Source organism: Cupriavidus sp. SHE (assembly GCF_000812445.1).
Taxonomy (GTDB): domain Bacteria; phylum Pseudomonadota; class Gammaproteobacteria; order Burkholderiales; family Burkholderiaceae; genus Cupriavidus; species Cupriavidus metallidurans.
Window position 1 is genome coordinate 39280 of sequence record NZ_JWMB01000035.1, and the last position, 23651, is coordinate 62930.

Consider the following 23651-nt stretch of genomic DNA (forward strand, 5'->3'; position numbering starts at 1 on the left):
GCCAGACTCGACCATTGCGTATTGGGTCGCCGACGGCAACAACGCGTTGGATCTGATAGGTCTCCCAGCATTTCGTTTCGTCCTGGCGGTTCATGACGTCCCTCCATCCGTCGCGAATCTGGTGCGCGAGAATGTTGGCAATCTGTCTCCTGATCTTGGCAGCGCGCGCCAGCGTGCTACACGGCATCGGCGATGGGCTGCCGGTCGGTCGCGTGGGTACTGCATCGGAACTCGCGCAGGCGGGCCTGTTTCTGATGACGAACGGCTTCGCGACGGGCACCGTCCTGCAGATCGACGGCGGTGCCAACGCCTGATGCAGTGTTGAGAAAATCTGAAAACAGATAGCCGCGGCAGGTACTTCAACCTCCGTGGCGGAGCCGCTACAGTGGATCCGGGTATCGTTCTCTCTCCCGGTACCTGGAGCGCGTGCAAGGGCGCTCATTTTCTCCTCCGGATGCGCCGCACATGACTCCCCATACGTGGCCGCAATGGGTAAGCGCAGCGTGAGCTGCGCTCTTTTTTACTCCTGCGACCGTAGGCCGCCTACACGAATGTCCCGCCATTCGCAGGAGACCCCGCGTCGACGCCACCTCGTTAAACAGCGTCGCAGGATACTGCGGCAATCTGCCTTGGCTGTCGGATCTCCCCCCCAACTGGACGACCGAAATGCCACTACCTTCAGCCTCAAATGCGGAGTGAAGCCAACTAGATATCCGATGATAGATCCGCGAGACCCACCTTGCGACAAACCCACCCGAGCAACCAAAGTCCAGCGCCGGCCGAGTAAGCGACGATGCCCGCTCCGGCCTGATGTTGGTCTCCGAGCAGATAATTCGCGCAGAGTCGCACCGGCTCTTCAACGAAGACCAATCCAACTGTCACGCCCATCCAGACCAAGTTGCCAGCGAAGAAGAGCAAAACGGGCCACGGCGAGATGCGGATTGCGAGCGCCATCGAGAATCCCGCCACGCACACCGAAACATCGCGCGCAATGCCCGTAGCCATCGACATTCTGGATAGGTCAATGGCAATGGGCACCATCCAGACACCATATGCGAATGTGCTCAGGGTACAGAGAGCGAGTCCGTAAGACCGCATCGCGTCCACTAGGCTCCGGCGACTTTTTACATATAGCTCGGCGAAGGCCCAACCCGCCACGGCCAGACATGGCAGCAGACACAACATCAGCGAAGACATTGATGCCTCGACGACGTCACGGAGCGGGGGCAGCGCCGGAATCAGGCAAATCAGCAGAACGCAATGCCATGACCTCCTGCTCATCGTGCCGCCTGACGCACGAGGCTTCGTGCAAACAAGTACGCCTGTTGAAATTGCTCCATTGGATACGTGGCCAAAACCACACCATTCGCGGAAACCACGTCGAGTGCCCCGTTATGCGTGATGCCGCCCATCCCATCCGGGATCGCTATCACATCCGCCTGGCGTAGCAACGCCTTCAGTTCGCGCGAATCGCTTGCGGTGACCACCTCCCACTCCGGCAAGCTCGCCCGATACGTTGCTGCGTACGTTTTCAAGTCGCCAGCCGTATCGCGCGCGTCGAGTGAAATCGAAACAAGACCAAGTTGACCTGACAAGCCGTCGGCCTTGACCTGCCGAGACAACTGCGCGAACTCTCCGCCCAGCGCGCTACATACGGTATTGCAGCGTGTGTAGATGAAATCCACGATGTACACCGTCGACGTCGCGTTTCCGGAGAACAGTTGCACACCATGCCCTTGCTGGTTCTGCACTGCAGTCGCTGGCATTTGAAGATCCAGCGACGCGATCCGCAGGTCACGCCGCTCGTCCAGTGTCCAGGCCGACAGCCCGTAGGTCAGCGCGTGCAGCCCGCCGATGCCCGCCGCCAGTACGGCGCCAAGCGCCAGCCACGGCCTAGCCGCCGGACCCGCCAAGCGCGGCGTCGCCATCGAAAGATCCTTTCATGCCGGCGGTGTCGGCACGCGATGCCGCAACGGTTTCCGCCGAAATTGCCGAAGCACTATTTCCCCACTGGGCGCGTACATGTGTCAGTACGGCCGCGATCTCGGCATCGGTAAGCTGGTCGGCAAATGCCGGCATCGCCCCGTTATAGACCGCGCCCTTGACGGTCAGCTTGCCGGTCACGCCTCGCAATACAATCCGTGCGACACGGGACTCGTTACCGTTGACCCATTCCGATCCGGCAAGGGGCGGAAAGACGCCTGGCAAGCCTTGTCCATTGGATTGGTGGCAAGCCACGCAGCGGCTCTGAAAGATTGCGGCGCCGTCGACCTTCGCTCCAGCGCCCTTCGCATTGCCGCGCAGGTCCGCCAGCGTGCGGCGATCGCCCAGTTCGGGCGCCTGATTGATTGGAGCCGTGGCGATGTACCACGCCCCCCATGCCACCAGAACGGCAACCATTGCCAGCACATAGCGCGGAATGGGCGCCTGGTTCTCATGCGGGTCTTCATGCTCGCGCGCACGCGCCGCGTCGGCCTGCCGTGTTTCCCGAACATCGGTCATTGCAGTCTCCTGCCTTCAGCGCGCCGCGGCGCCATTGATCGGCGGCAATACGGGCCCGGTCCGGTTCAGTGACTGCAGGTATGCCACAAGATCCAGCGCCGCCGCAGTGGGAACAATCACCTTGCCAACTGGCGCGTAGCCTGGTGGCAAGGTGATGGCCTTCTCGCCGGCATCGGGAGCGTCCTTGGCATCGAACAGGTATGGATAGCTCGGCATGATGCTGCCGCTGACATAGGCACGGGGCTGGTACAGATGGCCGAGATGCCAGTCTGCGCTGGGCTGGCGCACCCCGATGTTCATCAGATCCGGCCCCGTTCGCATGGTGCCGAGAAGATGGGGGCTGTCGTAGTAGTAGTCGCCGGCAACGGCGGCTCGCCCCCAGCCACGTTTGGCATCGGGCGCGAAACTGCTGTCTCGTGGTTGCTGCGAATGACAGTAGATGCAGCCATTGGCGATATACACGCCGCGCCCACGCAACTCCGCGGTGGTGTACGGCTTCAGGCCTGGCGTTGGCTTCACGTCGTGCAACTGCAGGTACGGGATCACGACCAATGCGCTGGTGGCGATCGCCAGCATCGTCATGCCACCGGCAAGCAGTGCGTTTTCGTTGTTCATGTTCCCACTCCCTGCTCCGGCTTGCTGCCCCGGTGAAATAGCGCAGGACGATCGCGGTTGGGACCAAACCCGAAGATCGCGCATACGAAATTCGCAACAAGACAAAGGTGGCCGGCCAGCATCATCGTGCCGCCCACCGACCGCGCCTTCAGATAAGGAATGGTCACCTGCACCGAATCCATGAACGGACGAGCGGCATCAAGCATGGCCATGCCCTGCAGCCAACCGCCAATGGTCAGACTGACGAAGTAGACGCCGATCCCGCCAGCAGCCAGCCAGAAGTGGCAATAGATCATCCAACGGTACGGCCACTCGCGACCGGTGATACGCGGCACGATGAAGTAGATCGCGCCAAAGAACGCGAAGCTCACGAAGGCATAGAGGCCAAGATGCGCGTGTGCGACCGTGTAGTGCGTGAAGTGGGTGACGCGATTGACGGCTCGCAACGCCTCGAAGGAACCCTGAATCGAGCTCAGCGTGTACATCATGCCGCCGAAAGTCACGAACCGAAGCGTCGGGGATTCGATCAGCTGGCGAAAATGGCCTCGTAGCGTCTGGTGCTGGTTGATTGAGAACGCGATGACTGGAATCAACATCATCATGCTCTGCACGATTGACAGTGTGATCAGCCACCCCGGTACCGGTCCGCCCACCAGGTGGTGCCCGCCCACTTGTCCGTAGAAGAAAGCCAGCGCCCAGAACCCAAGCAATGACAAGCCATAAGACCTGACAGGCTGCCCAATGATCTTCGGCAGGAAGTAGTAGATCGAGGCAAGCGCAAGCGGCGTGTAGAACAGACCCAGCACGTTATGCCCGAACCACCAGTTCATGGTGGCCTGCTCCACGCCGAAATGGAGACCCGGAATGTTGGCAACGAGAAAGAGCACGGGGAACCAGAACAACGCGCATCCCATGTACCAGACGGAAACATAGAGGTGGTCGACCTTGCGATTCACCAGCGTCAACACAAGGGGAAAGCCGACGAAAGCCCCGCCGATCACGAACAGGATGTCAACCTGCCAGGGAATCTCCAGCCATTCGAGTCCATCGGAAATGCCCGCCGCGATACTGCCGATACCCGCGATCAACCCGGCATTCCAGAGCGCGGCCCCCAGCACCGCCCAGCGCCCGCCCATCAGTTCGGTCTTCAGCAGGCGCGGCAGCAGAAACATCGCGATGCCAAGCCCTGCCATTGGCGCCCAGCCATAGGCCACCGCGTTCAGATGAATCGTGCGTATCCGACCAAAAGACAGCCATGGCACCGAAGCCAGCAGATCGGGTTCGTGCAGCTTTATCGACGCCGTCAGGCCGGCGACCGAAGCAACCAGAAGCCATACCATCGCGCAACAGATGAACAGGAACACGACTGGCGCGGATGACCGGTCGGCTTCTTCGCGCGACCGGTCGACGATTCCATGGCGCGCCGAAGCTGGGTCTTCCGGATGCCCAGCCTCCTCATCGGCGAAGATCACGCGTGCCGCGGCCGGCGAGGTATCAAACAGGCCCTTCCGCATACTCCAGATGAATGCCCCGAGGGCAAGCACTGAAAGCAGAAACGCCGACATCAGGATGGCGACTGTATTCATGAAGACTCGCAGGCAACGCGTATCCGACGTGAATCCGCTTGTGAGTTCGAGGCGAACGATGAAATGTGCTGGTGCCGGAGCTTACGGTCGACACCCGGTTACTTCACATAGCCACTTTTGATGTATTTTCAGGTAGCCATTGGAGCGGCGTCGACGCTACGAGGGTCGGAGACGCTTCGCCCGGTCCTGCGCTTCGCGGGCATCGCTGGCCGATGCATCGCCAGGCTCAAGCAGCTTCGTCAAATCGGCGCCGCGAGAAAAGCCGGCGCGAAGCGCGATCTCGGGCACAGCAAATGCCTCGAATGCGCGAGACGCCAACATCCGACGCGCATTGGCGAGACGATGCGTGACAAGCAAGCTCGCAAAGGTGTCGCCGAACGACGCGAGCACACTGTGCAATTCGCTCTCTGCAATCGCCAGCGAATTCGCGATGTCGCCGGGGCTCAGCAGGGGCTCCGCGCTCCGGTTGGCAATGCAGGCGAACACCTTGTTGTAGAGCGCAAGCGCGGCGGAAGAGGCCACGACCGGTTTTCCTGTTGTTCCGCTCGCCATGGCGAGCATGGCGCCGAGATGATCGATCATCATCGATGCCGGTAACGGTCCATCGCGCAGCGCGTGTGGCGTCATTCCGGCCACGAACGCCGCCAGCGCATGATCCATCTGGCCTGCCTCGCCGCCGAGCGGCCGGCCAACCATCCGGCTCGGCTCCCGCACCCAGCGGCGCAGCCATGCTTCGGGCATCTTCACGTGAATGACCTCGTAGGCTGACGGCATTTCGATAAGATTGGCCCTTGCCGAATCGATCAGGAATGCCTGCCCCGCCCGCACGCGCGTGGCGCCCGCGTGTTCCACGTACCAGGCTGCGCGTCGATTCACGATGAGGTGGTAGGTGTGCGCACCACTCCGCGCAAGCTCCGCGCGACCGCGCAATGACCGATGCGCGGATCCGCATTGCGACAGCACGTCTACGTCATCGATGTCGAGCATCGACATATGCGATGCGAGCGCACCCGTGTGTGTGGCCTCCACCTGCATTGGGACAAGGGCCGAGGACAACGCCGCGGCGAAGTAGTCAAGTCGCTGCGTTCGGGGAACGGCGTTAGTCGACCAGGTCACGATTGCGCTCACGGTTTACTCCTCCTTCGGATCGTCGCGGGACGAGGGGCCAGCGTGCGCGCGGCGGAGCTGGTTTGGCGTGTGCCCCACGCGAGCACGCATCACCCGGGAAAAATGGGCGGCATCGGCAAACCCCGCCCGCCGCCCAATCTCGGCGACGGTCAGCCTGCTGAAGCTCGATGATTCCAGCATCCGAACCGCATCCGCGCATCGCATGGCCATCAGTACGGCTCCAAACGTCGTGGACGATCTTGCGAAGTGGCGATGGAGACTGCGGACCGAAATGCTTACGGCTGCAGCGACGTCGGCCGCGCACAGCGTCGCCTCGCGCGACTGTCCGGCCATGCAGTCGCGAATGCGATCCAGCACCGCGGCACGCTCGGTTTTGGCTGGCTTCGATGGAACTGCGCTCCTGCTTTGCGCAAGGAACGCCAGCAGCGATCCGATGTGGTCGCCAATGAATGACCGTGGCAGCGGATAATCGGCGAGCCGTGCGGGTTCCAGACTCTGTAGGAATGCCGATAGCGCGCGGCCCCAGCTATCGTTCGCGTCTATCCTAGCGCCGACCAGGACGGACGGTGCGGGCAGCCACTGCCGGATCCAGGCTTCCGACAGCGCAACGTGAACGATGTTGAAATCGTTGCCGATCTCGAGATTGAACGGAATAGACGAGTCGCACATGATGACGTCGCCGGGCCCCAGACGTTCTCGCGTCAAGTGCTCCAGTGTCCATGCGGATCGCGTGCTGGTAAGCAAGTGGAATGTTCGCCCCTCGGCTCTCGCGATATTGCCTCTGTCGGCAAAGCAACGGTGCGGGGTTCCGCGCTGGCGGATGACTGTCATGCCGCCCAGGTCGGCCGCGGACATGTCCACGCCAAAGGCACTCGGCGCGCTCCCGCTCAACTGGATCGGGAAAATTGCTGTTGCCAAGGCATGGGCGTAGTAGTCGTACCGCTGGCTTTGCGGAACATCGCTGGTGGACCAGTTCCTGATCAACAGGGGCGATTGGGCACGCATGGCGAGACCTCATGGTCGGAACGGCCGCCTCTCCCCGTCTGGTATCGGCGGCCATCTCATGGGATTTGATGCCAGTGTGACCGCGCGCGGCCAGCGCAACCGGGATATAAGTGCCAGATGTCACGATCGTCTGGCCGCTGCGTGCCAATCGGCCAAAGAGGACAAACGGGCCAACGAGGCCACAAGATGTCTCGCCGCCCTTCGGCGGTGCCACCGGTCGTCTCCGCGACATGCCCTTCCATCGCAAGACTACGGGGCACTGTCCCGGGCGCTAGAGCGCTGCCTTGCCAATCGACGCGCCGCCATCCACGAACAGCGTCTGCCCCGTAATAAAGCCGGCAGGCTCGGAAAGCAGGAATTCGATCGCGGCGGCCAGTTCGTCCGGCTTGCCCAGACGCCCCATCGGCACCATGGACAGAAATCGCTTCTCCGCATCGCTGCCTTGTGGCGTATTGGCACGGAACATTTCGGTTTCAACAGGCCCCGGCGCGACCGCATTCACCGTGATCCCGGTGGGAGCGAGTTCGAGTGCCCACGTTCGTGTGAAGCTGATCATGGCGCTTTTGGCCGCGGCATAGACGGAGCGGTTCGCAACGCCCAGCACGACAAGGCTCGACAGGTTCACGATACGGCCCCAACCCCGCTCCCGCATATCCGGCAACAGCGCCTGGACAAGCTGAACGGCTGGCCGCAGGTTCGACCGAAACATGTCGTCCATGGCGTCCAGGTCGATATTGCCAAGTGGCGCAAGCTCGATGAACCCCACGTTGTTCACGACACCGTCGATCACGTGCTCGGACCTCAGTGTCGTCAGCGCATGTTCAGTGGCAACCGGGTCCGTGAGATCGATGGGCACCAGAATGCCGGGGAAACCGGGGTCGGCGTTACGCGCGACGCCGATCACTTTGTGCCCGGCAGCCGCCAGGCGATGGGACAAGGCCCGGCCGATTCCCTTGCTCGCACCGGTGATCAGGAAAGTCTTGTGTGACATTGCATATCCAGGTTCCGTGCCGGAGCGCCCTCGCTCCGGCCGATTTTGTATCGATTGCTACGAAATTATTATAGATCGATCGATACAAAACACAACGAACGCGCCGAGACCCCACATCGCCAGTGTGGTTTCGGGCCGCGTACTCCTCTTCAACGCCGCAACTAGCCCTAGAATCCGGCGGAATCGTCATTCGCGCCTACAAGATGAACGCCCACATCAAGCTCCGCGGCCGCCGTGACCTGGCCGGTCAGATCTATCGACAGATTCGCGCCAGCATCGTCGACGGACGGCTCGCGCCAGGAGAACGCCTACCCTCCACACGCACGCTGGCCTCGGAGCTCGACGTCTCCAGAAAGACGACGCTCGATGTGTTCGAGCGGTTGATCGGCGAAGGCTATCTGCGGTCCCGTACCGGCGACGGAACCTTCGTGTCCGAAGAGATGACGCGCCTGGCGCCTACGCCGCCGCGCGAGCGGATCGTGCAGGCCACTGGAGCGGTGTGGGAAACGCTACCCGAGGCATTGCCCGCGAGCCGGAAAGACATGCCGGCGCGCTTCGATTTCGTAGGCGGCGTCACCGACAAGCGCCTGTTTCCGTTCGACAAATGGCGCAAATGCGTTAGCCACGCGCTGCGCATCCAGGCGCGCGGAAACGGCTCCTATCACGACCCATCGGGCGATCAGGAACTGCGTCTGGCGATCTCGCGTTATCTGGCTTCGAACCGCGCGGTGGTCAGCAACTGGCAGGACGTCATCGTTACCAACGGGGCGCAACAGGCCATTGAACTGCTGGCGCGCGCGGTCATCCGGCCAGGCGATGTGATCGCGGTGGAAGATCCCGGCTATCCGCCCGCGCGAAGCGTCTTCACCGCGGCGGGCGCCAAGGTGGTCGACGTACCGGTCGACAAGGACGGTCTGCGGGTGGATGCCCTGCCGTCGAAGGCGAGGATGGTCTATGTCACGCCGTCCCACCAGTTTCCGCTAGGCATGCCGATGACGCTCGAGCGCCGCCTTGCCCTGCTCGAATGGGCGCACCGGCGAGGCGCTCTCGTGATCGAGGATGACTATGACGGCGAATACCGCTTCGAGGGCCGACCGATGGAATCATTGAAGAGTCTCGACAACGCCGGAGTCGTTGCATACGTTGGCACGTTCTCGAAGACCATCTTTCCGGAACTGCGGATCGGCTACATGATTCCGCCATCGTCCCTGGCAGCCACGCTTCGAAAGGCCAAGCAGGTCAGTGACTGGCATAGCAGCACCCTGATGCAGACCGCCTTGGGCAAGTTCATGCTGGACGGATACTTCGCCAAGCATCTGCGCCACATGCACAGGGAATATGCCAGGCGACGCGCGACGCTGCTGGAGTACCTGCAGGGCGACCTGTCCGACGTCTTCACACCGCTACCGTCCGTGGCCGGCATCCATCTGGTCGCGATACTGGCCGACGATACAAACGAAGCAGACGTCATTGCCCGGGCCAACCAGGCATCGGTGGGCCTGTACGGCATTTCCAGGATGTTCAATTCCCAGCCTTCGCGGCAAGGCATCCTGTTTGGCTACGGCGGCATCGGTGTGGACGATATGCGGAGTGGCCTGATCCAACTCGGCGAAACACTTCACGCCACCCGGCGCTGATGGCGTGCCCCGAAAATTGGTCACCTCAAAATAGCCATAAATCGGTACTAAAAGGTCACCACTTCATTGCCTAAGCTTGCGTCTGAGGCGTGCCAGCCGGCACGCATATGAACAAGCCAAGGAAAAGTCATGACCCAACGTCTCGATTTCTACAATGCCAACCCGAACGCCATCAAGGCGCTGCTTGGTCTGGAAAAGCGCATCAGCGAATCCAGCCTCGAGAAGTCCCTGGTGGAGCTGATTCGGCTCCGCGCCTCCCTGATCAACGGCTGCGCCTACTGCATCGACCTTCATACCGCGGACGCGCGCAAGGGCGGAGAAGACGATCGCCGCCTTGCCACGCTGTCCGTCTGGCGCGAAACACCCTTCTTCACAGATCGCGAACGCGCGGCGCTGGCCTGGACCGAAGCCGTCACGCTCGTATCTCAGGATCATGTGCCAGATGAAGTCTGGACCGCCGTGCGGCCGCACTTCGACGACGCGGAACTCGTGGACCTGACGCTTCTGATCTCGACCATCAATACGTGGAACCGTTTCGCGATTTCGTTCCGCAAGACACCAGCGTGAGGTCCGCCATGACAGCGCTCGCCATACGTCGCACTGCGCTTCAGGTGCCCCTGATTGCCGCCATGCTGCTCTGCACCATGACAGCCGCCAGGCCGGCACTTGCGCACGAAGCCGGACACGAGACAACAACGCCGGTGATGAAGCAGGACATCCCCGAGGCCAAAGGACGTCATGTGTTCATGATCACGGTGGCCTACAAACCGGGGCAAGCCTCTGAGCCACATCGACATCCAGGTTCGATCTTCGCCTATGTGCTCGACGGTGAAGTGGAATCCCAGCTCGATGGCCAACCTGCCCGCGTCTACAAGGCGGGAGAAGCCTGGTATGAACCGCCGGGCGCGAAGCACCTGGTGTCCCGCAATGCCAGTTCCACCAAGCCTGCGAAGTTGCTTGTCTACGGAATTGCGGAGGGCAACACGCCGGTGAAGCTGCCGCTGGACGCTCGCTAAGCACCGGGAGCCCGGACATGCAGTTGGGCAGCCCGGCCTGATGTCGCGACGCTGCCGCCCGTCCTGAAATCCACCCCAGATTGACAGGGCGACGCGTCGCCCTGTCATCGCTTTTGTCGTTCGCGCATCGGCCGCCTAGGCCAATACAGCGCATCGGTTTTCGCAATCGAGCCGATTGAAAGAATCCATCGCTGCGCGCCTTGAATTTATTTGCCTAGGCAACTATTGTCCAGTCAGTTAAATATGCGGACGGCGAAATCAGTTCAGGAATGCACGTCCAGTCACTTTATCCACCACACCAATTGATGAGTCGGAAAATGGTTTGGCAATCACCCCAGGCGAAGCAGCGCGCCACACTGCTCGCGCTCTCAACGATAGTGGCCGCAGTACTTGCCGGATGCGCGAACTATGCGGGCATTCATAGCGACAAGGAAATGGCACTGCCGACGCAGATTGCCACTGCGCAAAGCCTGCCGTCCGAGGGAGGGCATTGGCCCGCCACGGACTGGGCATCGCAGTTTGGCGACGCCCAACTCAAGGCCCTGATCGACGAAGCCTTGGCGGGTAGCCCATCCATCGACAAGGCACGTGCCCGTATCGCGGCGGCCGTGGCATTCAGCGAAAGCGCCAATGCGAACACCCTCCCTCAGGTAGGCGCGGGGTATTCCTGGACTCGCCAGCGACTGACTGAAAGCACCTTTATACCGCCAGCCTTTGCCGGCACGTGGCAATCGGAAAACAAGGCGATCATCAGCGCGTCCTACGAGCTCGATCTTTGGGGCAAGAATCGCGAAGCCCTCCGTTCCGCGGTCTCGATGGTCCACATGACGGAGGCCGAAGCGGAGCAGGTAAGGCTGACCCTGAGTCAGGCCATCGCCCGCAGTTACAACGAGCTCGCTCGCTTGTACGCGCTTCTGGATATCGCGCGCGATGAAGTCACGCAACGCGAAGAAGTCCTGCGGGTCACACGCGGTCGGGTCCGGATGGGACTGGATACCGCCGTGGAGCAACAGACTGCCGAAGCGAACCTCGCGGCGGCGCAAGTTTCCGTCTCGGCCCTTGAGGGAAGTATCCAGCGTACCCGCTACCAACTTGGCGCGCTGCTCGGCAAAGGCCCGGACCGCGGGCTCGCCATCGCCAAGCCGGCACTCGGTGGCGCCGAAGAAATTCATCTGCCTGACAACCTTCCGGCAGACCTCCTGGCACGCCGCCCCGACATCGTCGCCGCGCGCTGGAGAGTGGAGGCCACCACTCACGACATCAAGGTGGCGAAAGCCGAGTTCTACCCAGACATCAACCTGAGCGCTGCCATCGGCCTCGATGCTTTCGGGTGGGGACGCTTTCTGCATGCGGCGAGCCGCACGGTCTCCGCCGGCCCTGCCATCCACCTGCCGATCTTCGACGGTGGCGCACTGCGCGCGCAACTGAAAGGACGCTACGCCGACTTCGACTTTGCCGTGGCGAATTACAACGACACCCTGATCCAGGCATTGACCGATGTGGCCACGCAACTGTCGGACATTCGCTCCGTCGACGCCCAGATCATCAACGCGGTCCGAGCCGACGAGGCCGCGCAACGCGCCTTGAAACTGGCGATGGCGCAGTACCGCGCCGGACTGACCACGCAATTGACGGTGCTGAATGCGCAGACCACGGCATTGGCCAGCAGCCAGACCGTGACAACGCTCCGGATGCAACGACGCGACCGCCAGATTGCGCTGGCAGCGGCCCTCGGCGGCGGGTACACGGCCGACGACACACAAAGCGCGGACACAACCCGGTGAGCCGCCACGCCACAGATACAGGTGACATGATGACCACGACCAACCCGAACCCCACTGACAATCCCAAGGCCGCGTCCGGCGCGCCGAGAACCCGCAAGCGTCTGCTGGCCCTGCTTGGGCTAGGCGCCCTGGTGGCAGCGGCAGGCTACGGCGCGTACTACTACAGCGTGGCACGCTTTCACGAAGACACCGATGACGCCTACGTCAACGGCAATCTGGTGCAACTCACCCCTCAGGTGAGCGGGACGGTTGTCGCAGTCAATGCCGACGACACGGAGATCGTCAGCGCGGGCGATACGATCGTCACGCTCGACCCCGCAGACGCGCGCATCGCCCTGGCCAATGCCGAGGCGGCGCTCGGGCAGACCGTTCGCCAGGTGAGTGCCTTATATGTCAACAACAACACGCTGGCTGCAACTGTTCAACAGCGGCAGGTGGACCTTTCCCGGGCGCGAGATGATCTGCGGCGTCGAACCGAAGCCTCGGAAAGTGGCGCGGTTGCCGCGGAGGACGTCGCGCACGCAAGGGACACCGTGAAGGCTGCCGAAGCCGCGCTGGAAACGGCAAAGCAACAACTCGCCTCGAACCATGCGTTGACCGACCAGGCGAGCGTGGCCAATCACCCCAGCGTTCAAGCGGCCGCCACACGCGTGCGGGATGCCTATCTCGCCAATGCGCGAAACACACTGCCCGCTCCCGTGACCGGCTATGTCGCCCGTCGATCCGTGCAAGTCGGTCAACGTGTTGCGCCTGGCAATCCACTCATGGCCATCGTGCCTCTCGATGGAGTCTGGGTAGACGCCAACTTCAAGGAGGTTCAGCTCAAGCACATTCGAATTGGCCAGCCAGTAGAACTCCACGCTGATCTGTACGGCGGCAAGGTGACCTATCACGGCAAGGTCGTCGGCTTCTCCGCGGGCACCGGTAGCGCGTTCTCCGCGCTACCAGCGCAGAACGCGACTGGCAACTGGATCAAGGTCGTCCAGCGACTGCCCGTGCGAATCGCACTGGATCCGGTGGAGCTGCGCGCGCACCCGCTGCAGGTTGGCCTGTCTATGCAGGTCGATGTGGAGACCAGGGAGCGCGGCGGAGAGCTTTCCCCCGCCAAGGCCACAAGCACACCAATTCGCACCGCCTATCGCACCGATGTGTTCGAACGCTACGGTGCGGAAGCCGACAGCGAGATCGATCGGATCATCGCCCGGAACAGCAATAGCAACGGCGACATCGCCACGCGAAACGAAACGACCAGGAATGCGCGGCCGGTGGCCAGTCCTTCGGCAATCGCCAGGGCCTCGTGAAACCGTAGTCGCCAACGCTAACTGAGGGCATCATGGCAAATCCGATGACAAGCGAATTACCGCCGCCGCTGACCGGTGGCAAGCTGGCAATGGGCAGTCTGGCCGTCGCGCTGGCCACATTCATGAACGTGCTGGATTCATCCATTGCCAATGTCGCCATCCCGACTATCTCTGGCAACCTCGGCGTCTCCGTGGATGAAGGCACTTGGGTTATCACGCTGTTCGCGGCCGCCAATGCGGTAGCCATTCCACTAACGGGGTGGCTGACCCAGCGCGTGGGGCAGATCCGTCTGTTCGTGGGATCGATTCTGCTGTTCGTCCTGTCGTCGTGGCTATGCGGCGTCGCGCCCAATCTCACTTTTCTTCTCGCGGCGCGAATCCTTCAGGGAGCCGTCGCGGGTCCGATGATCCCGCTCTCGCAAGCAATTCTCCTGGGGTCCTATCCCAAGGAGAAAAGCGGTCAGGCACTCGCGTTGTGGGCGATGACCGCTACCGTGGGACCAATAGCCGGCCCGGCTTTGGGGGGATGGATGACCGACAGCTATTCCTGGTCCTGGATCTTCTATATCAACATCCCCGTTGGGCTATTTGCTGCCGCAGTCACCTGGGCGATCTATCGTAGTCGCGAGACAACGACCCGGATTCTGCCGATCGACGCCATAGGACTAGCGGCCCTTGTCACCTGGGTGGCAGCCCTTCAGATCATGCTGGACAAAGGCAAGGATCTCGACTGGTTCGCTTCGCCGGTGATTATCAGCCTGGCCATTGTCGCCCTACTCGGCTTCCTGTTCTTCGTGATCTGGGAACTGACCGAAGCCAATCCGATCGTCGATTTGAGGCTGTTCAAGGGACGCAACTTCCTGGCCGGCACCATCGCAATATCGGTGGCCTACGCGGTCTTTTTCGCGAATCTTGTCGTGCTGCCGCAATGGATGCAGCAGTACCTCGCCTATCCAGCCGTCAATGCCGGCCTTGTCACCGCGCCATTGGGCATCTTCGCGGTGGTGCTTGCGCCGGTGCTTGGCAAACTGATGCCAAAAGCCGAGTTGCGCATTCTCTCCACCCTTTCGTTTCTTGGCTTTGCCGCGGTGTTTTTCATGCGCTCCCACTACACCACGGGAGTCGACACGTTCACGTTGGTTCTCCCAACGCTGCTGCAGGGCATTCCAACAGCATTGTTCTTTGTTCCGTTGACGGCCATCATTCTTTCCGGTCTCCCACCAGAAAAGATCCCCGCCGCGGCCGGACTGTCGAACTTTGCCCGCGTGTTCTGCGGCGCGGTGGGAACGTCGCTGGCGACCACTGTGTGGAACGACCGCGCCATACTGCATCACGCACAACTGGTCGAACAGGCAAACCCTGGTAATCCGAACTACAGTGCCGCGCTGGAGGCCATCCAGTCCGTGATGCACCTATCCCCTGGCCAGGCGACCGCCTACTTTGAAAGACAGCTCAATACCCAGGCGATCATGCTGGGACTGAACGACATCTTCTGGATATCAGCCGTCATCTTCGTCGCCATCGTTCCGCTGATCTGGCTGACCAAGCCAGCGCGTGGTGCGGCGTCCGGTGCAGCATCCGCTGCCCACTAGGTGTCGTCAGTACGATCCCGTGTACATCCGAACGAATCGCAGGTGCTCGCCAAACGTACATTTGCTTGCGGATCAGCGCGCACCTGTATAACCTGACAACTACGATCCAATAACTCTTAGTTGTCATGTCATTCATCAGCACCGGTGTGGAATACGGGTTGCATTGCCTCCTTTACCTGTCGCGCTCACAGGCGTCGGTGGAAACCGCAAGCGTGAGGGATCTCGCGGAACTACAGGGTATCCCCGCTGACTATCTGGCAAAGCTGTTCACCAAGCTGGCGAAGGCAAACCTCGTCGTCGCTACCGAAGGCATACGAGGCGGCTTCAGCCTCGCGCGGCCTGCAGACAAGATCACAGTGCACGACGTCGTCGTCGCCATCGATGGCGACAAGCCGTTGTTCGACTGTCTGGAGATCCGCGACCGTTGCGCGGTGTTCGACGACGCACCACCCGCCTGGGCCACGCGCGGTGTGTGCTCGATCCATGCTGTCATGCAATCGGCGGAGAAGGCGATGCGGCATGAGCTCAGGCAGCACACGCTACTCGATATTGCCAATCGCGCCATCGACAAGGCACCCAACAGTTACGGGACGCAGGTAGTCCAATGGCTGACGACCCGTTCCGTCAACCGTCGCGGCGAGAAGTCCGAAGAATCGTTGCCGCCCGCGCGCAAGTCCGTACGGACGCGCAATCGTGCATAAAAAGCCGCCTTCCAGATGGAAGGCGATTCTCATTTGACAGGCTGCTCAGAAAGCGGCACGAACCACACCACCATCCCCACGCAATGCTGCGTCATTTGTCGCGGAAGACGCTTGCGAGCAGACGTAAACCACCTGGTTCGCAACCTCTTCAGGGGTAGTGAATCGCTTGAGGAACGACGTCGGGCGTGCTTGTTCGAAAAAGGTCTTCTCGAATGCTTCGAACGATTGGCCTCCCGAGAGCTTGTCGGACCCGGTAAGACCGCATTCTCGGTCACGCCCGTTCCGGCCCACGACTCCGCAAGACCGCGGGAGCGCCCGAGCTGCGCGGTCTTCGTCATTCCTTCAGGAACAACGAGACAAGACGATTCGTCTTGCCTCGTTTGATTGTTACGCCACCACGATTCGGCGCGGGTCCGCCGAGGCCAGTGCCTCGGCGCGATCCGCGCTTGGCGGATAGATCCACTCGGTGTTGATCTTCGTCTTCAGCGCCTTGGCCTCGGCACCAACCAGCTTCACCTCGCGCTCCCAGCCCTCCGTGTACACCGCGCCCCAAGGGCCCAGATCCAGGCAGGTCACGTACTTTGGCTGGCTGTATGGGATTTGTTCGTCGCCAACCAGGTCCGCGGCCACGTTGTGTCCGGCGGAACGCCCAAGGTTCATCGCATGCTGGCATGACATCATGGCGTAGTTGCCGGCATCGTCAACAGCTGCATATGCGACATCGCCCGTCGCATAGACCGTCTCGAGCCCCCTGACCTTCAGATAGTTATCGACGTGCAGACGGCCAAAGCTGTCGCGCTCGGCAGGGACTTGAGCCGTGAGCTTGCTGGCACGCGCACCAGCGGTCCAGATGACCGTCGAGGCTTCGATACGCTCACCGCTCTCCAGCGTCACACCAGCCGCGTCCACGGCCGCAACACCAGACCCGAGCTTCCACTTGACGCCAAGCTCCGTCAGCGCCTGGATGATGACTGGTCGTGGTCCGGCACCCAGATCCGGACCAATCTCGCTGGCTCGCTCGACGATGATCACATTGACCTGCGCGTCGCCTCCCAGAACCTCGCGCAAACGTGCAGGCATTTCCGCCGCCGTCTCGATGCCCGTGAAGCCTCCGCCTGCAACCACGACCGTGTTCCTGGCGATGCTGGCCGGACGGGTCGCCAGCGTCTCGATATGGGCTTCTAGCGTTGCGGCGGAAGCCACCTGATCGACGTTGAATGCATGTTCATCCAGCCCGGAAATCTGCGGCTTGAACAGGCGGCTTCCGGCGGCCAGCACAAGTCGGTCGAAACCAAGCACGACGGGTGATGTCTCCGCTGTGCTGCTGACCTCCACCTGCTGATTCGCCACATCGATCCGCTCAACGTAACCCTGTACGAACCGAACGCCAACGGCCTTGAATATCTCCTGCAACGGCGCCTTCATTCCGCCTGGATTCTGCTCGTAGAGGCGCGGCCGTACATGCAGCTCCGCCTCGGGTGCCACCAACACGATCTCGATATCCGTGCGTCCGACTTCATCGAGCAGCCGGGCCGAAGCCAGCGCGCTCCACATGCCGGCGAAGCCGGCGCCAATCACAAGAATGCGTTTGGACATTTGCAAACTCCTGCATCAATCCCTGGTTTGAGTGATCCGGCCGCACCTTCATCGCGCGCCCGCTTTCTTCAGCAATGACAAGCGTCAACTGCAATACTACGATTCTATGAGTCGTAGTATTAAAAGCAAGGAAGAATTCGAAAGCCCGGGGTATGCGTGCGGGAATCACCGTCGTCCTTGCACCGTCGCCGCGGACTCGCTAGCATTACTGCCCCTTGCGTAGTCGTAGTTTATGGAGGAAGCGCGGCATAAGCCCCCAAAGAGACCGGCAGATAGCCCGCGTCGCGGCACTACCCAGGCAACGAGGCGTCAGCGGATGACGCTTGCCTAGCCAGTCCGCCGGGACAGCAGCGTGAGTCCGACCTCTGCGAACTTGAAATGCATCAGCCCGTAGGTCGGGAAATCAATCAAGATTCCCTCGGACGTATGTCGCCTCATGAATGACTCATATCCCGGGCTATATTCCGCATTGGTGAAACTGCACACGACCACGCCGGTTTCACGGTCGCCGAGCATCACCACGTCACCAACCTTCGCGTCCAAGCCATTCAGATACTGCATCGCCACCTCCGAAGCCATGTTCGATCGGCGCCAGATCCAGACAGTCCGCAGGGCAAAAGCGAAAGATGCCTATGCGGCACATTTCGCGCGAAGTCCCTGATGCAACCGGCTAATGGCGCCGGCCCGGCTCCAGTCAATCGGCAATTGCAGAGTGCCCTTGATATGCTTTGATGGATTGACTATTCATGACAGCAACACAGAATGCGTGGACGCTACGTGCCAGCCACGCCGACGACGGTCCATGAGTGGGGGAAAAGGATGGGGAACGAGCTTGGGCAACTGCAACGTTGGAGCACCGATCTGGTCCCAGCGACGCAAAGACGTGAGTACTTCCAGGCCGCCACCGAGTCGGCCATCATTCCGTTCCAGTTCGAGACGCCCTATTCGCCCGATCTGAGCGCGAAGATCGAGGCTCTGGCGCTCGGTCCCGTTACCGTGATGCACGTGGCAGGCTCCCCCCATATCGCGCGGAGCACGGCCGTCGAGATCTCACGACAACGCGCACGCTGCCTGAATCTGGTGCTCAGCCGAAACGTTCCCTGGAACCTGAGCTACCAGTCGAGAGTTTCGATGCGCCCCATGGATTCATTCATCACGGATTCCCAGCAGGCGCTAAGCCTCGATATCGCTTTCGACTACGACTTCGTCAATATCGGCTTCGATCCGCAGTGGCTAAGCGAGTGGGTCCCTCAGACAGGCGCAGTGGTCGGCAGGCAATTTGGCGCTGACTCGCGCTGGGCAGTGGCGCTGAACACATTCATCGCGGCATTGCAGCCCACCACAATCCTCAATGCACCGCTCCCGCCCCGGCTGATCGTGGACCAACTCGGTGCGCTGATTCTTCTGGCGTCGAGCGGACCAGATCAGGTCGCCACGCATAAACACGAGATCTCGAAGCCGCTGAACGAGAGAATCCTCGACTGCATTCGTTCGCGATGCACCGAGTCCACGCTGATCGCGCCGCAGGTGGCAGCAGACCTGGGAATTTCGGTGCGATCCCTGCATCGTGCACTGGCCGCTCAGAACGAGACCTTTGGCTTCCTGCTGATGAAGGCCCGCATCGATATCGCCGTGCGCCAATTGTCATCGCCGGCGTTCAATCGCCTCACCGTGGCTGCCATTGGCCGCAGGTGCGGCTTCACTGACGACTCTCACTTCACGCGCGTTTTCCGTCGGCATGTAGGCGTGACACCGCTGGCCTTGCGCCGGGCTCGGCTTGCATAGCCGGTATCCGACTGGCACAACATATCGTCTGCAGATCACGGATCGAACCCTCTCCAGATTCCTCAGGCTCCACGCGAAAGATCGCCCTTGAATTTTGTATCGATCTATCTAAAATACGTTTCATATCATTCGATACAGAATCTCACTGCCATGGCACGACCTCGCCAATTTGACGCCCAAACCGCACTTTCCGCCGCGCAGGACGCGTTCTGGGCCAAGGGCTACAACGCCACCTCGACCCGCGAACTGACGCAGGCGATGGGACTGACTCAACCTAGCCTCTACAACGCCTTTGGCGACAAACGCACACTGTTCCTGCAGGCGCTTGAGGACTACCTGAATCACACGCTGCGCGAACGGATTGCGCGACTGGAAGGCACCCTTCCACCGGCCCAGGCGTTAGAAGCATTCTTTGCCGAAAGCATCGAGCGTGGCGTCTCCGATCCGCAGCATCGTGGATGCATGCTGATCAATACGGCGCTCGACGCATCGGCTGACGACCCTGAACTGGCGGCGATCGTTGCAGAGGAACTGACTACACTCGGTCACTTCTTCGAACGCACCATTCGCGCCGGCCAGGCCGACGGGACTGTCGACCCGACACTCACTGCCAGGGACGTTGCGGCCACGCTGTTGTCGGTACAGATCGGCTTGCGCGTGATGTCTCGCGTCATGCCGGATCGCGCACTGCTCGAGGCATCCGTCAGACCCGTACTGGCTCTGCTCGGACGCAAGCCGCGCGGCACGACCTGACTTCTCCCTGAATAACGCTTCGCCTCTACGCGCGGCTGCCGCCTGCGTGGGGCGGCGCTCGCCCAGAGGTATCACCCCATGTCACAGAACACAGTCACCACGCCTGTGCCAGACACCACGGACCGTGCGCTCGATGCGCGTGCGCTCCATGCGGCGCTGGCCGGACTCTGCGCAAGCCTTGTCGCCATAGGTCTTGCCCGCTTCGCCTATACGCCGCTGATTCCCTCGTTGATTCAGGCCCACTGGTTCAGCGCCGCAGACACGGTGGCACTCGGCGCCGCAAACTTCGCCGGATATCTCGCTGGCGCAGTGATTGGCCGCCCACTGGCGACCCGGCTGTCGAACCGCCATGCTTTACGTCTGCTGATGGTGCTGGCCACCGCGGCATTCTTTGCGTGCGCAGTACCCGTGTCGGTAAGCTGGTTCTTCCTCTGGCGCTTTCTTTCTGGCCTGACAGGCGGCGCCATCATGGTGCTCGTGGCTACTGCGATCCTGCCGCATATTCCGCCGGGCCGGCGGGCGTTCGTTAGCGGGATGATCTTCCTGGGGCTTGGACTCGGTATTGCAGCATCGGGCACGCTGGTACCAGAGTTGCTCAAGCTTGGGCTGGGACAGACATGGCTTGGACTTGGTGCCGTGTCATTGCTTCTGACTGCTATTAGTTGGAAGGGGTGGCCCACCGCCGATGCACCTACCAGCATGCCGGCACCAACTGCGGCAGGTCACCGCCCCGTCGACCATGCACAGGGTTCCAGCAATCCAGCTTTGCGCGTGCTGTACTTCCAGTACGCTGCCAACGCGCTGGGATTGGTGCCAGCCATGGTGCTGTTGGTCGACTACGTCGCGCGCGGTCTTGGCCAAGGTGCATCGGCCGGCGCCGGATACTGGGTACTCTATGGCGTCGCAGCTATCGCAGGACCGCTGCTTGCGGGCGCCATCGGTGGCAAGCTCGGGTTCAGGAACGCCTATCGGCTTGCGATGTTGCTGCAAGGCCTGGCCGTGGGGTTGCTGGCCGTCTCCCACCACACGGTAGCCCTGTGGCTATCGACCATCGTCCTAGGCACCTTCACCCCAGGCATTGTGCCGCTTGTCTTGGGCCGAGTGCAGGAGATGTTGCCCCACGACGCCACGGCCCAGCGCGCCGCATGGAGCCGTGCCACCATAGCGTTCGCGCTGTGTCAGGCGCTGGGGGGTTACGGCTATGCGTATCTGTTCGCGCAATCGCATGAGAACTACAGACTGATCTTCATGTGCGGCGCAGTGGCCATGGCAGTAGCATTTGTCACCGACTTCGCCGTACGGAAACCGAAGACTGACTGACGCCGCGCCCTCCCAAGGCAGACGCCCTCTGGCACTCGGTCAGGGTAGGCGGCGTACGGTGTGGCTTTCCTCCATGCGCACGACCACCAGCTTTACCGGATTCCCTCCAAGTGATTGAGACTGCTTCACACGACCTCGGCCGCCCCATTGCGCGCCCGATAGGGCCATCTGCTCATCTGGAGCTGCAGCGCTCAACCGCAGGGCCGGCGGCGGCCCAGTAGCATCCATTTTTGTCATTGCCTTGACCAAAAAGCTGGAGTCGTCGCTGCGGGTTCCGTGGTTGCACGTCGCCGCCCAAAAGCAATTCGTCCCCATGCACAGCCGCATCGGAAAGACATCCGTCGTCACGAGGCCGCGCATGCGCTGCTATCGACCGAACGCCAGGACGATCTCGTCGATCGTCACGCGGACGCGCGCGGTGTGCCGCAGATCCTGATGCGTTACGAGCCAGACCTCATACGGTACACCGCTCGTGCGGTCTGGCCAGATCCGCACGAGGCCATCGCGTTCGCCCATCGGAACGGGAATCTCGCTGATGCCAAGGCCGGCCTTGAGTGCCGCGCGCAGAGTCAGGTTCGTGTTCAGTCTTGCGGCGATACGACCATCCGTCAGCGGTTCTCCAATGAACGACGGCGAGCGCGCCTTGGCGAAATGCGGCTGATAGACGACAAGATCGTGCCCCAGGAATCGCTCCCCGGGTACTGGTTCGCCGTGGCGCCGGATATAGGCTGGCGAGGCAAACAGCCCCACGTCCCAGCTTGCAAGGCGACGCGCGAGCAGATCCGGGTTTCGCGGCTTGACGGTTCGCACCGCGATATCGGCTTCACGCTTCGCGAGATTGAGGACATGCGTTGTCGTGTCGAGTACCACCGATACGTCAGGGTGCTGTGCATGCAGGCGCTCGATCGCCGGCACCACGTACTCCTGCGCCAGTGCGTCCGTCGTCGAGAGCTTCACCTCGCCGGCGAGGCGCTTGTCCATGCCTTGAGTGTGGCGCACCAGATCGTGCGCGGACTGCTCCATCGCCTCCGCGGCGCGGATCGCGAGCTTGCCGACCTGTGTCAGCTCATAGCCATTCGAGGTGCGCAGGAATAGGGTCGAGCCAAGTGCATGCTCGAGCACCGCAAGCCTGCGGCCTACCGTCGCCTGGTCGATATCGAGCGCGCGTGCGGCAGCGCGCAACGTCCGTTCCCGATAGAGCGCAACGAAGATGCGCGCGTCGTCCCAATTCATGTCGCCTCCCGTATGATGCAAATTTGCATCATACGACCAGCAAATCGCTGCGTGTCAAAGGGCCGGCAGCCTCCCTACACTTTGCTTCAGCGATGCACCGATCAAGCAAGTTGCTCGAATCCGCAGTGCATCCGGCATCTTGAAAGGATGAACTCATGACACACGCAACGCACACCATTCCTGCGGCAATGGCCGCAATCGAGATCACGCGACCAGGGGGGCCCGATGTTCTTGCGCCGGTGCAGCGGCCAGTTCCCGCGCCGGCAGCCGACGAAGTATTGATCCGCATTCATGCCGCCGGCGTGAACGGTCCCGATGTCATGCAGCGCAGGGGCTTGTATGATCCGCCACCGGGTGCTTCGGACATCCCCGGACTCGAAGTCGCAGGCGAGATCGTGTCCGTCGGGCGCGACGTGATTCGGTTCGCAGTAGGCGATCTCGTCTGCGCACTGGTTCCGGGCGGCGGCTACGCGGAGTACGCAGTCGCGCACGAGAGCAATACGCTGATGATTCCGGAGGGTCTCTCAATGGTTGAGGCAGCTGCGCTGCCGGAGACCTTTCTAACGGTATGGCTGAATCTGTTCCAGCGCGGTAAGTTCTCGGCAGGCGAAAGCGTGCTAATCCACGGCGGCGCATCCGGGATCGGCACCACGGCGACGATGCTTGCAAAAGCGTTTGGCGCATCAAAGATCATCACGACAGTCGGCTCCGATACCCAGCGCGACGCGAGCATTGCGCTGGGCGCCGATGTCGCCGTGGACTACCGCAACGAGGATTTCGTCGAGGCGGTAGCACGCGCGACGGACGGGCGTGGCGTCGACGTGGTTGTCGATATCATTGCCGGCGACTACGTCGCGCGCAATTACGCAGCGGCTGCGATGGACGGCCGCATAATCCAGATCGGCGTGATCAAGGGTCCGGCGCAGTCACTCGACTTATTCCCGATGCTGGCGAAGCGTCTCACGCACATCGGCTCGACGCTGCGCTCGCGCACACACGAGGAAAAAGGTAAGCGGTCTTTTAAGGGCGCCCCTTGCGGCCGCCGGCGGTATCCGCTAGACGGTTGAGGGCTTGAGCCTCCAGGGCAGCAGAGCCTCGTAGTCGTC

The 23651-nt window shown here is 61.6% G+C and carries 24 protein-coding genes and 1 pseudogene; 12 read left to right on the forward strand and 13 right to left on the reverse strand.

The genetic code is table 11. The features are described from left to right. Positions 1–131: 131 nt before the first annotated feature. Entirely contained in the window at positions 132–314 is a 183-nt protein-coding gene (locus RN01_RS17740; protein WP_017512676.1) for a hypothetical protein, read from the forward strand. A 391-nt stretch (positions 315–705) separates the two neighbouring features. Here RN01_RS17740 and RN01_RS17745 read toward each other — a convergent pair whose 3' ends face one another. The 8 genes from RN01_RS17745 to RN01_RS17780 form a co-directional block, all read right to left on the reverse strand. Next, complete coding sequence (locus RN01_RS17745) at positions 706–1197, reverse strand: hypothetical protein (protein ID WP_017512675.1); 492 nt, start codon at positions 1195–1197, stop codon at positions 706–708. A gap of 80 nt (positions 1198–1277) precedes the next feature. Next, positions 1278–1928, reverse strand: a complete 651-nt coding sequence (locus RN01_RS17750) for an SCO family protein (RefSeq protein ID WP_017512674.1) — start codon at positions 1926–1928, stop codon at positions 1278–1280. Further along, entirely contained in the window at positions 1894–2502 is a 609-nt protein-coding gene (locus RN01_RS17755; RefSeq protein ID WP_017512673.1) for a cytochrome c, read from the reverse strand. The genes RN01_RS17750 and RN01_RS17755 overlap by 35 nt, the downstream gene beginning before the upstream one ends. Before the next feature lie 15 nt (positions 2503–2517). Further along, positions 2518–3117: a cbb3-type cytochrome c oxidase subunit II gene (locus RN01_RS17760; protein WP_011518812.1), complete on the reverse strand. Its 600-nt coding sequence runs from the start codon at positions 3115–3117 to the stop codon at positions 2518–2520. After that, the gene (locus tag RN01_RS17765) at positions 3114–4703 is read right to left on the reverse strand and encodes a cbb3-type cytochrome c oxidase subunit I (protein ID WP_017512672.1); all 1590 of its coding nucleotides are present in this window, start codon (positions 4701–4703) and stop codon (positions 3114–3116) included. The genes RN01_RS17760 and RN01_RS17765 overlap by 4 nt, the downstream gene beginning before the upstream one ends. Positions 4704–4859: 156 nt before the next feature. Next, the gene (locus tag RN01_RS17770; RefSeq protein WP_080672819.1) at positions 4860–5831 is read right to left on the reverse strand and encodes an AraC family transcriptional regulator; all 972 of its coding nucleotides are present in this window, start codon (positions 5829–5831) and stop codon (positions 4860–4862) included. Positions 5832–5834: 3 nt separating this feature from the next. Further along, positions 5835–6836, reverse strand: coding sequence for an AraC family transcriptional regulator (locus RN01_RS17775; RefSeq protein WP_017512670.1), 1002 nt, complete (start codon positions 6834–6836; stop codon positions 5835–5837). Positions 6837–7107: 271 nt separating this feature from the next. Next, positions 7108–7827 (reverse strand): SDR family oxidoreductase, encoded by a 720-nt coding sequence (locus RN01_RS17780; RefSeq protein WP_011518808.1) that lies wholly within the window; start codon positions 7825–7827, stop codon positions 7108–7110. Positions 7828–8030: 203 nt separating this feature from the next. Here RN01_RS17780 and RN01_RS17785 point away from each other — a divergent pair, with 203 nt between their 5' ends. The 7 genes from RN01_RS17785 to RN01_RS17815 all read left to right on the forward strand — a co-directional run bounded on the left by RN01_RS17785 (position 8031) and on the right by RN01_RS17815 (position 15858). Beyond that, entirely contained in the window at positions 8031–9464 is a 1434-nt protein-coding gene (locus RN01_RS17785; protein WP_024570095.1) for a PLP-dependent aminotransferase family protein, read from the forward strand. A gap of 129 nt (positions 9465–9593) precedes the next feature. Continuing rightward, complete coding sequence (locus tag RN01_RS17790) at positions 9594–10031, forward strand: carboxymuconolactone decarboxylase family protein (protein WP_008652395.1); 438 nt, start codon at positions 9594–9596, stop codon at positions 10029–10031. Between the two features lie 8 nt (positions 10032–10039). Next, on the forward strand, positions 10040–10480 hold the full coding sequence (locus RN01_RS17795) for a cupin domain-containing protein (RefSeq protein ID WP_017513326.1): 441 nt from the start codon (positions 10040–10042) through the stop codon (positions 10478–10480). Positions 10481–10797: 317 nt separating this feature from the next. Then, positions 10798–12264: an efflux transporter outer membrane subunit gene (locus tag RN01_RS17800; protein ID WP_017513325.1), complete on the forward strand. Its 1467-nt coding sequence runs from the start codon at positions 10798–10800 to the stop codon at positions 12262–12264. A gap of 26 nt (positions 12265–12290) precedes the next feature. Continuing rightward, positions 12291–13565, forward strand: a complete 1275-nt coding sequence (locus tag RN01_RS17805; RefSeq protein WP_017513324.1) for an HlyD family efflux transporter periplasmic adaptor subunit — start codon at positions 12291–12293, stop codon at positions 13563–13565. Positions 13566–13597: 32 nt separating this feature from the next. Beyond that, a complete protein-coding gene (locus RN01_RS17810; protein ID WP_024570096.1) occupies positions 13598–15157 on the forward strand; it encodes a DHA2 family efflux MFS transporter permease subunit in 1560 nt (519 codons plus the stop codon). Positions 15158–15282: 125 nt separating this feature from the next. Then, the gene (locus tag RN01_RS17815; RefSeq protein WP_017513322.1) at positions 15283–15858 is read left to right on the forward strand and encodes an Rrf2 family transcriptional regulator; all 576 of its coding nucleotides are present in this window, start codon (positions 15283–15285) and stop codon (positions 15856–15858) included. Between the two features lie 45 nt (positions 15859–15903). Here the strand turns inward: RN01_RS17815 and RN01_RS34660 are convergent. The 3 genes and pseudogenes from RN01_RS34660 to RN01_RS17825 form a co-directional block, all read right to left on the reverse strand. After that, positions 15904–16199 (reverse strand): annotated as a pseudogene (locus RN01_RS34660) (SDR family oxidoreductase); the annotation flags it as partial. A 46-nt stretch (positions 16200–16245) separates the two neighbouring features. Then, the gene (locus tag RN01_RS17820; protein WP_024570097.1) at positions 16246–17454 is read right to left on the reverse strand and encodes an NAD(P)/FAD-dependent oxidoreductase; all 1209 of its coding nucleotides are present in this window, start codon (positions 17452–17454) and stop codon (positions 16246–16248) included. Between the two features lie 327 nt (positions 17455–17781). After that, positions 17782–18033, reverse strand: a complete 252-nt coding sequence (locus RN01_RS17825; RefSeq protein WP_017514044.1) for a hypothetical protein — start codon at positions 18031–18033, stop codon at positions 17782–17784. 183 nt (positions 18034–18216) lie between these two features. Here RN01_RS17825 and RN01_RS17830 point away from each other — a divergent pair, with 183 nt between their 5' ends. From RN01_RS17830 to RN01_RS17840, 3 genes are all read left to right on the forward strand, one after another. Further along, complete coding sequence (locus RN01_RS17830) at positions 18217–19239, forward strand: AraC family transcriptional regulator (RefSeq protein ID WP_223277424.1); 1023 nt, start codon at positions 18217–18219, stop codon at positions 19237–19239. Positions 19240–19389: 150 nt separating this feature from the next. After that, positions 19390–19992, forward strand: a complete 603-nt coding sequence (locus RN01_RS17835) for a TetR/AcrR family transcriptional regulator (protein WP_017514046.1) — start codon at positions 19390–19392, stop codon at positions 19990–19992. A gap of 78 nt (positions 19993–20070) precedes the next feature. After that, positions 20071–21312, forward strand: a complete 1242-nt coding sequence (locus RN01_RS17840) for a YbfB/YjiJ family MFS transporter (protein WP_017514047.1) — start codon at positions 20071–20073, stop codon at positions 21310–21312. A 39-nt stretch (positions 21313–21351) separates the two neighbouring features. Here the strand turns inward: RN01_RS17840 and RN01_RS17845 are convergent, their stop codons facing one another. After that, on the reverse strand, positions 21352–21672 hold the full coding sequence (locus tag RN01_RS17845; protein WP_017514048.1) for a hypothetical protein: 321 nt from the start codon (positions 21670–21672) through the stop codon (positions 21352–21354). 6 nt (positions 21673–21678) lie between these two features. Beyond that, positions 21679–22545: a LysR family transcriptional regulator gene (locus RN01_RS17850; RefSeq protein ID WP_017514049.1), complete on the reverse strand. Its 867-nt coding sequence runs from the start codon at positions 22543–22545 to the stop codon at positions 21679–21681. Positions 22546–22733: 188 nt separating this feature from the next. On the opposite strand from RN01_RS17850, the gene RN01_RS17855 reads away from it, so the two are divergent. Next, positions 22734–23612 (forward strand): NAD(P)H-quinone oxidoreductase, encoded by an 879-nt coding sequence (locus RN01_RS17855; RefSeq protein WP_223277423.1) that lies wholly within the window; start codon positions 22734–22736, stop codon positions 23610–23612. Positions 23613–23651 lie beyond the last annotated feature (39 nt).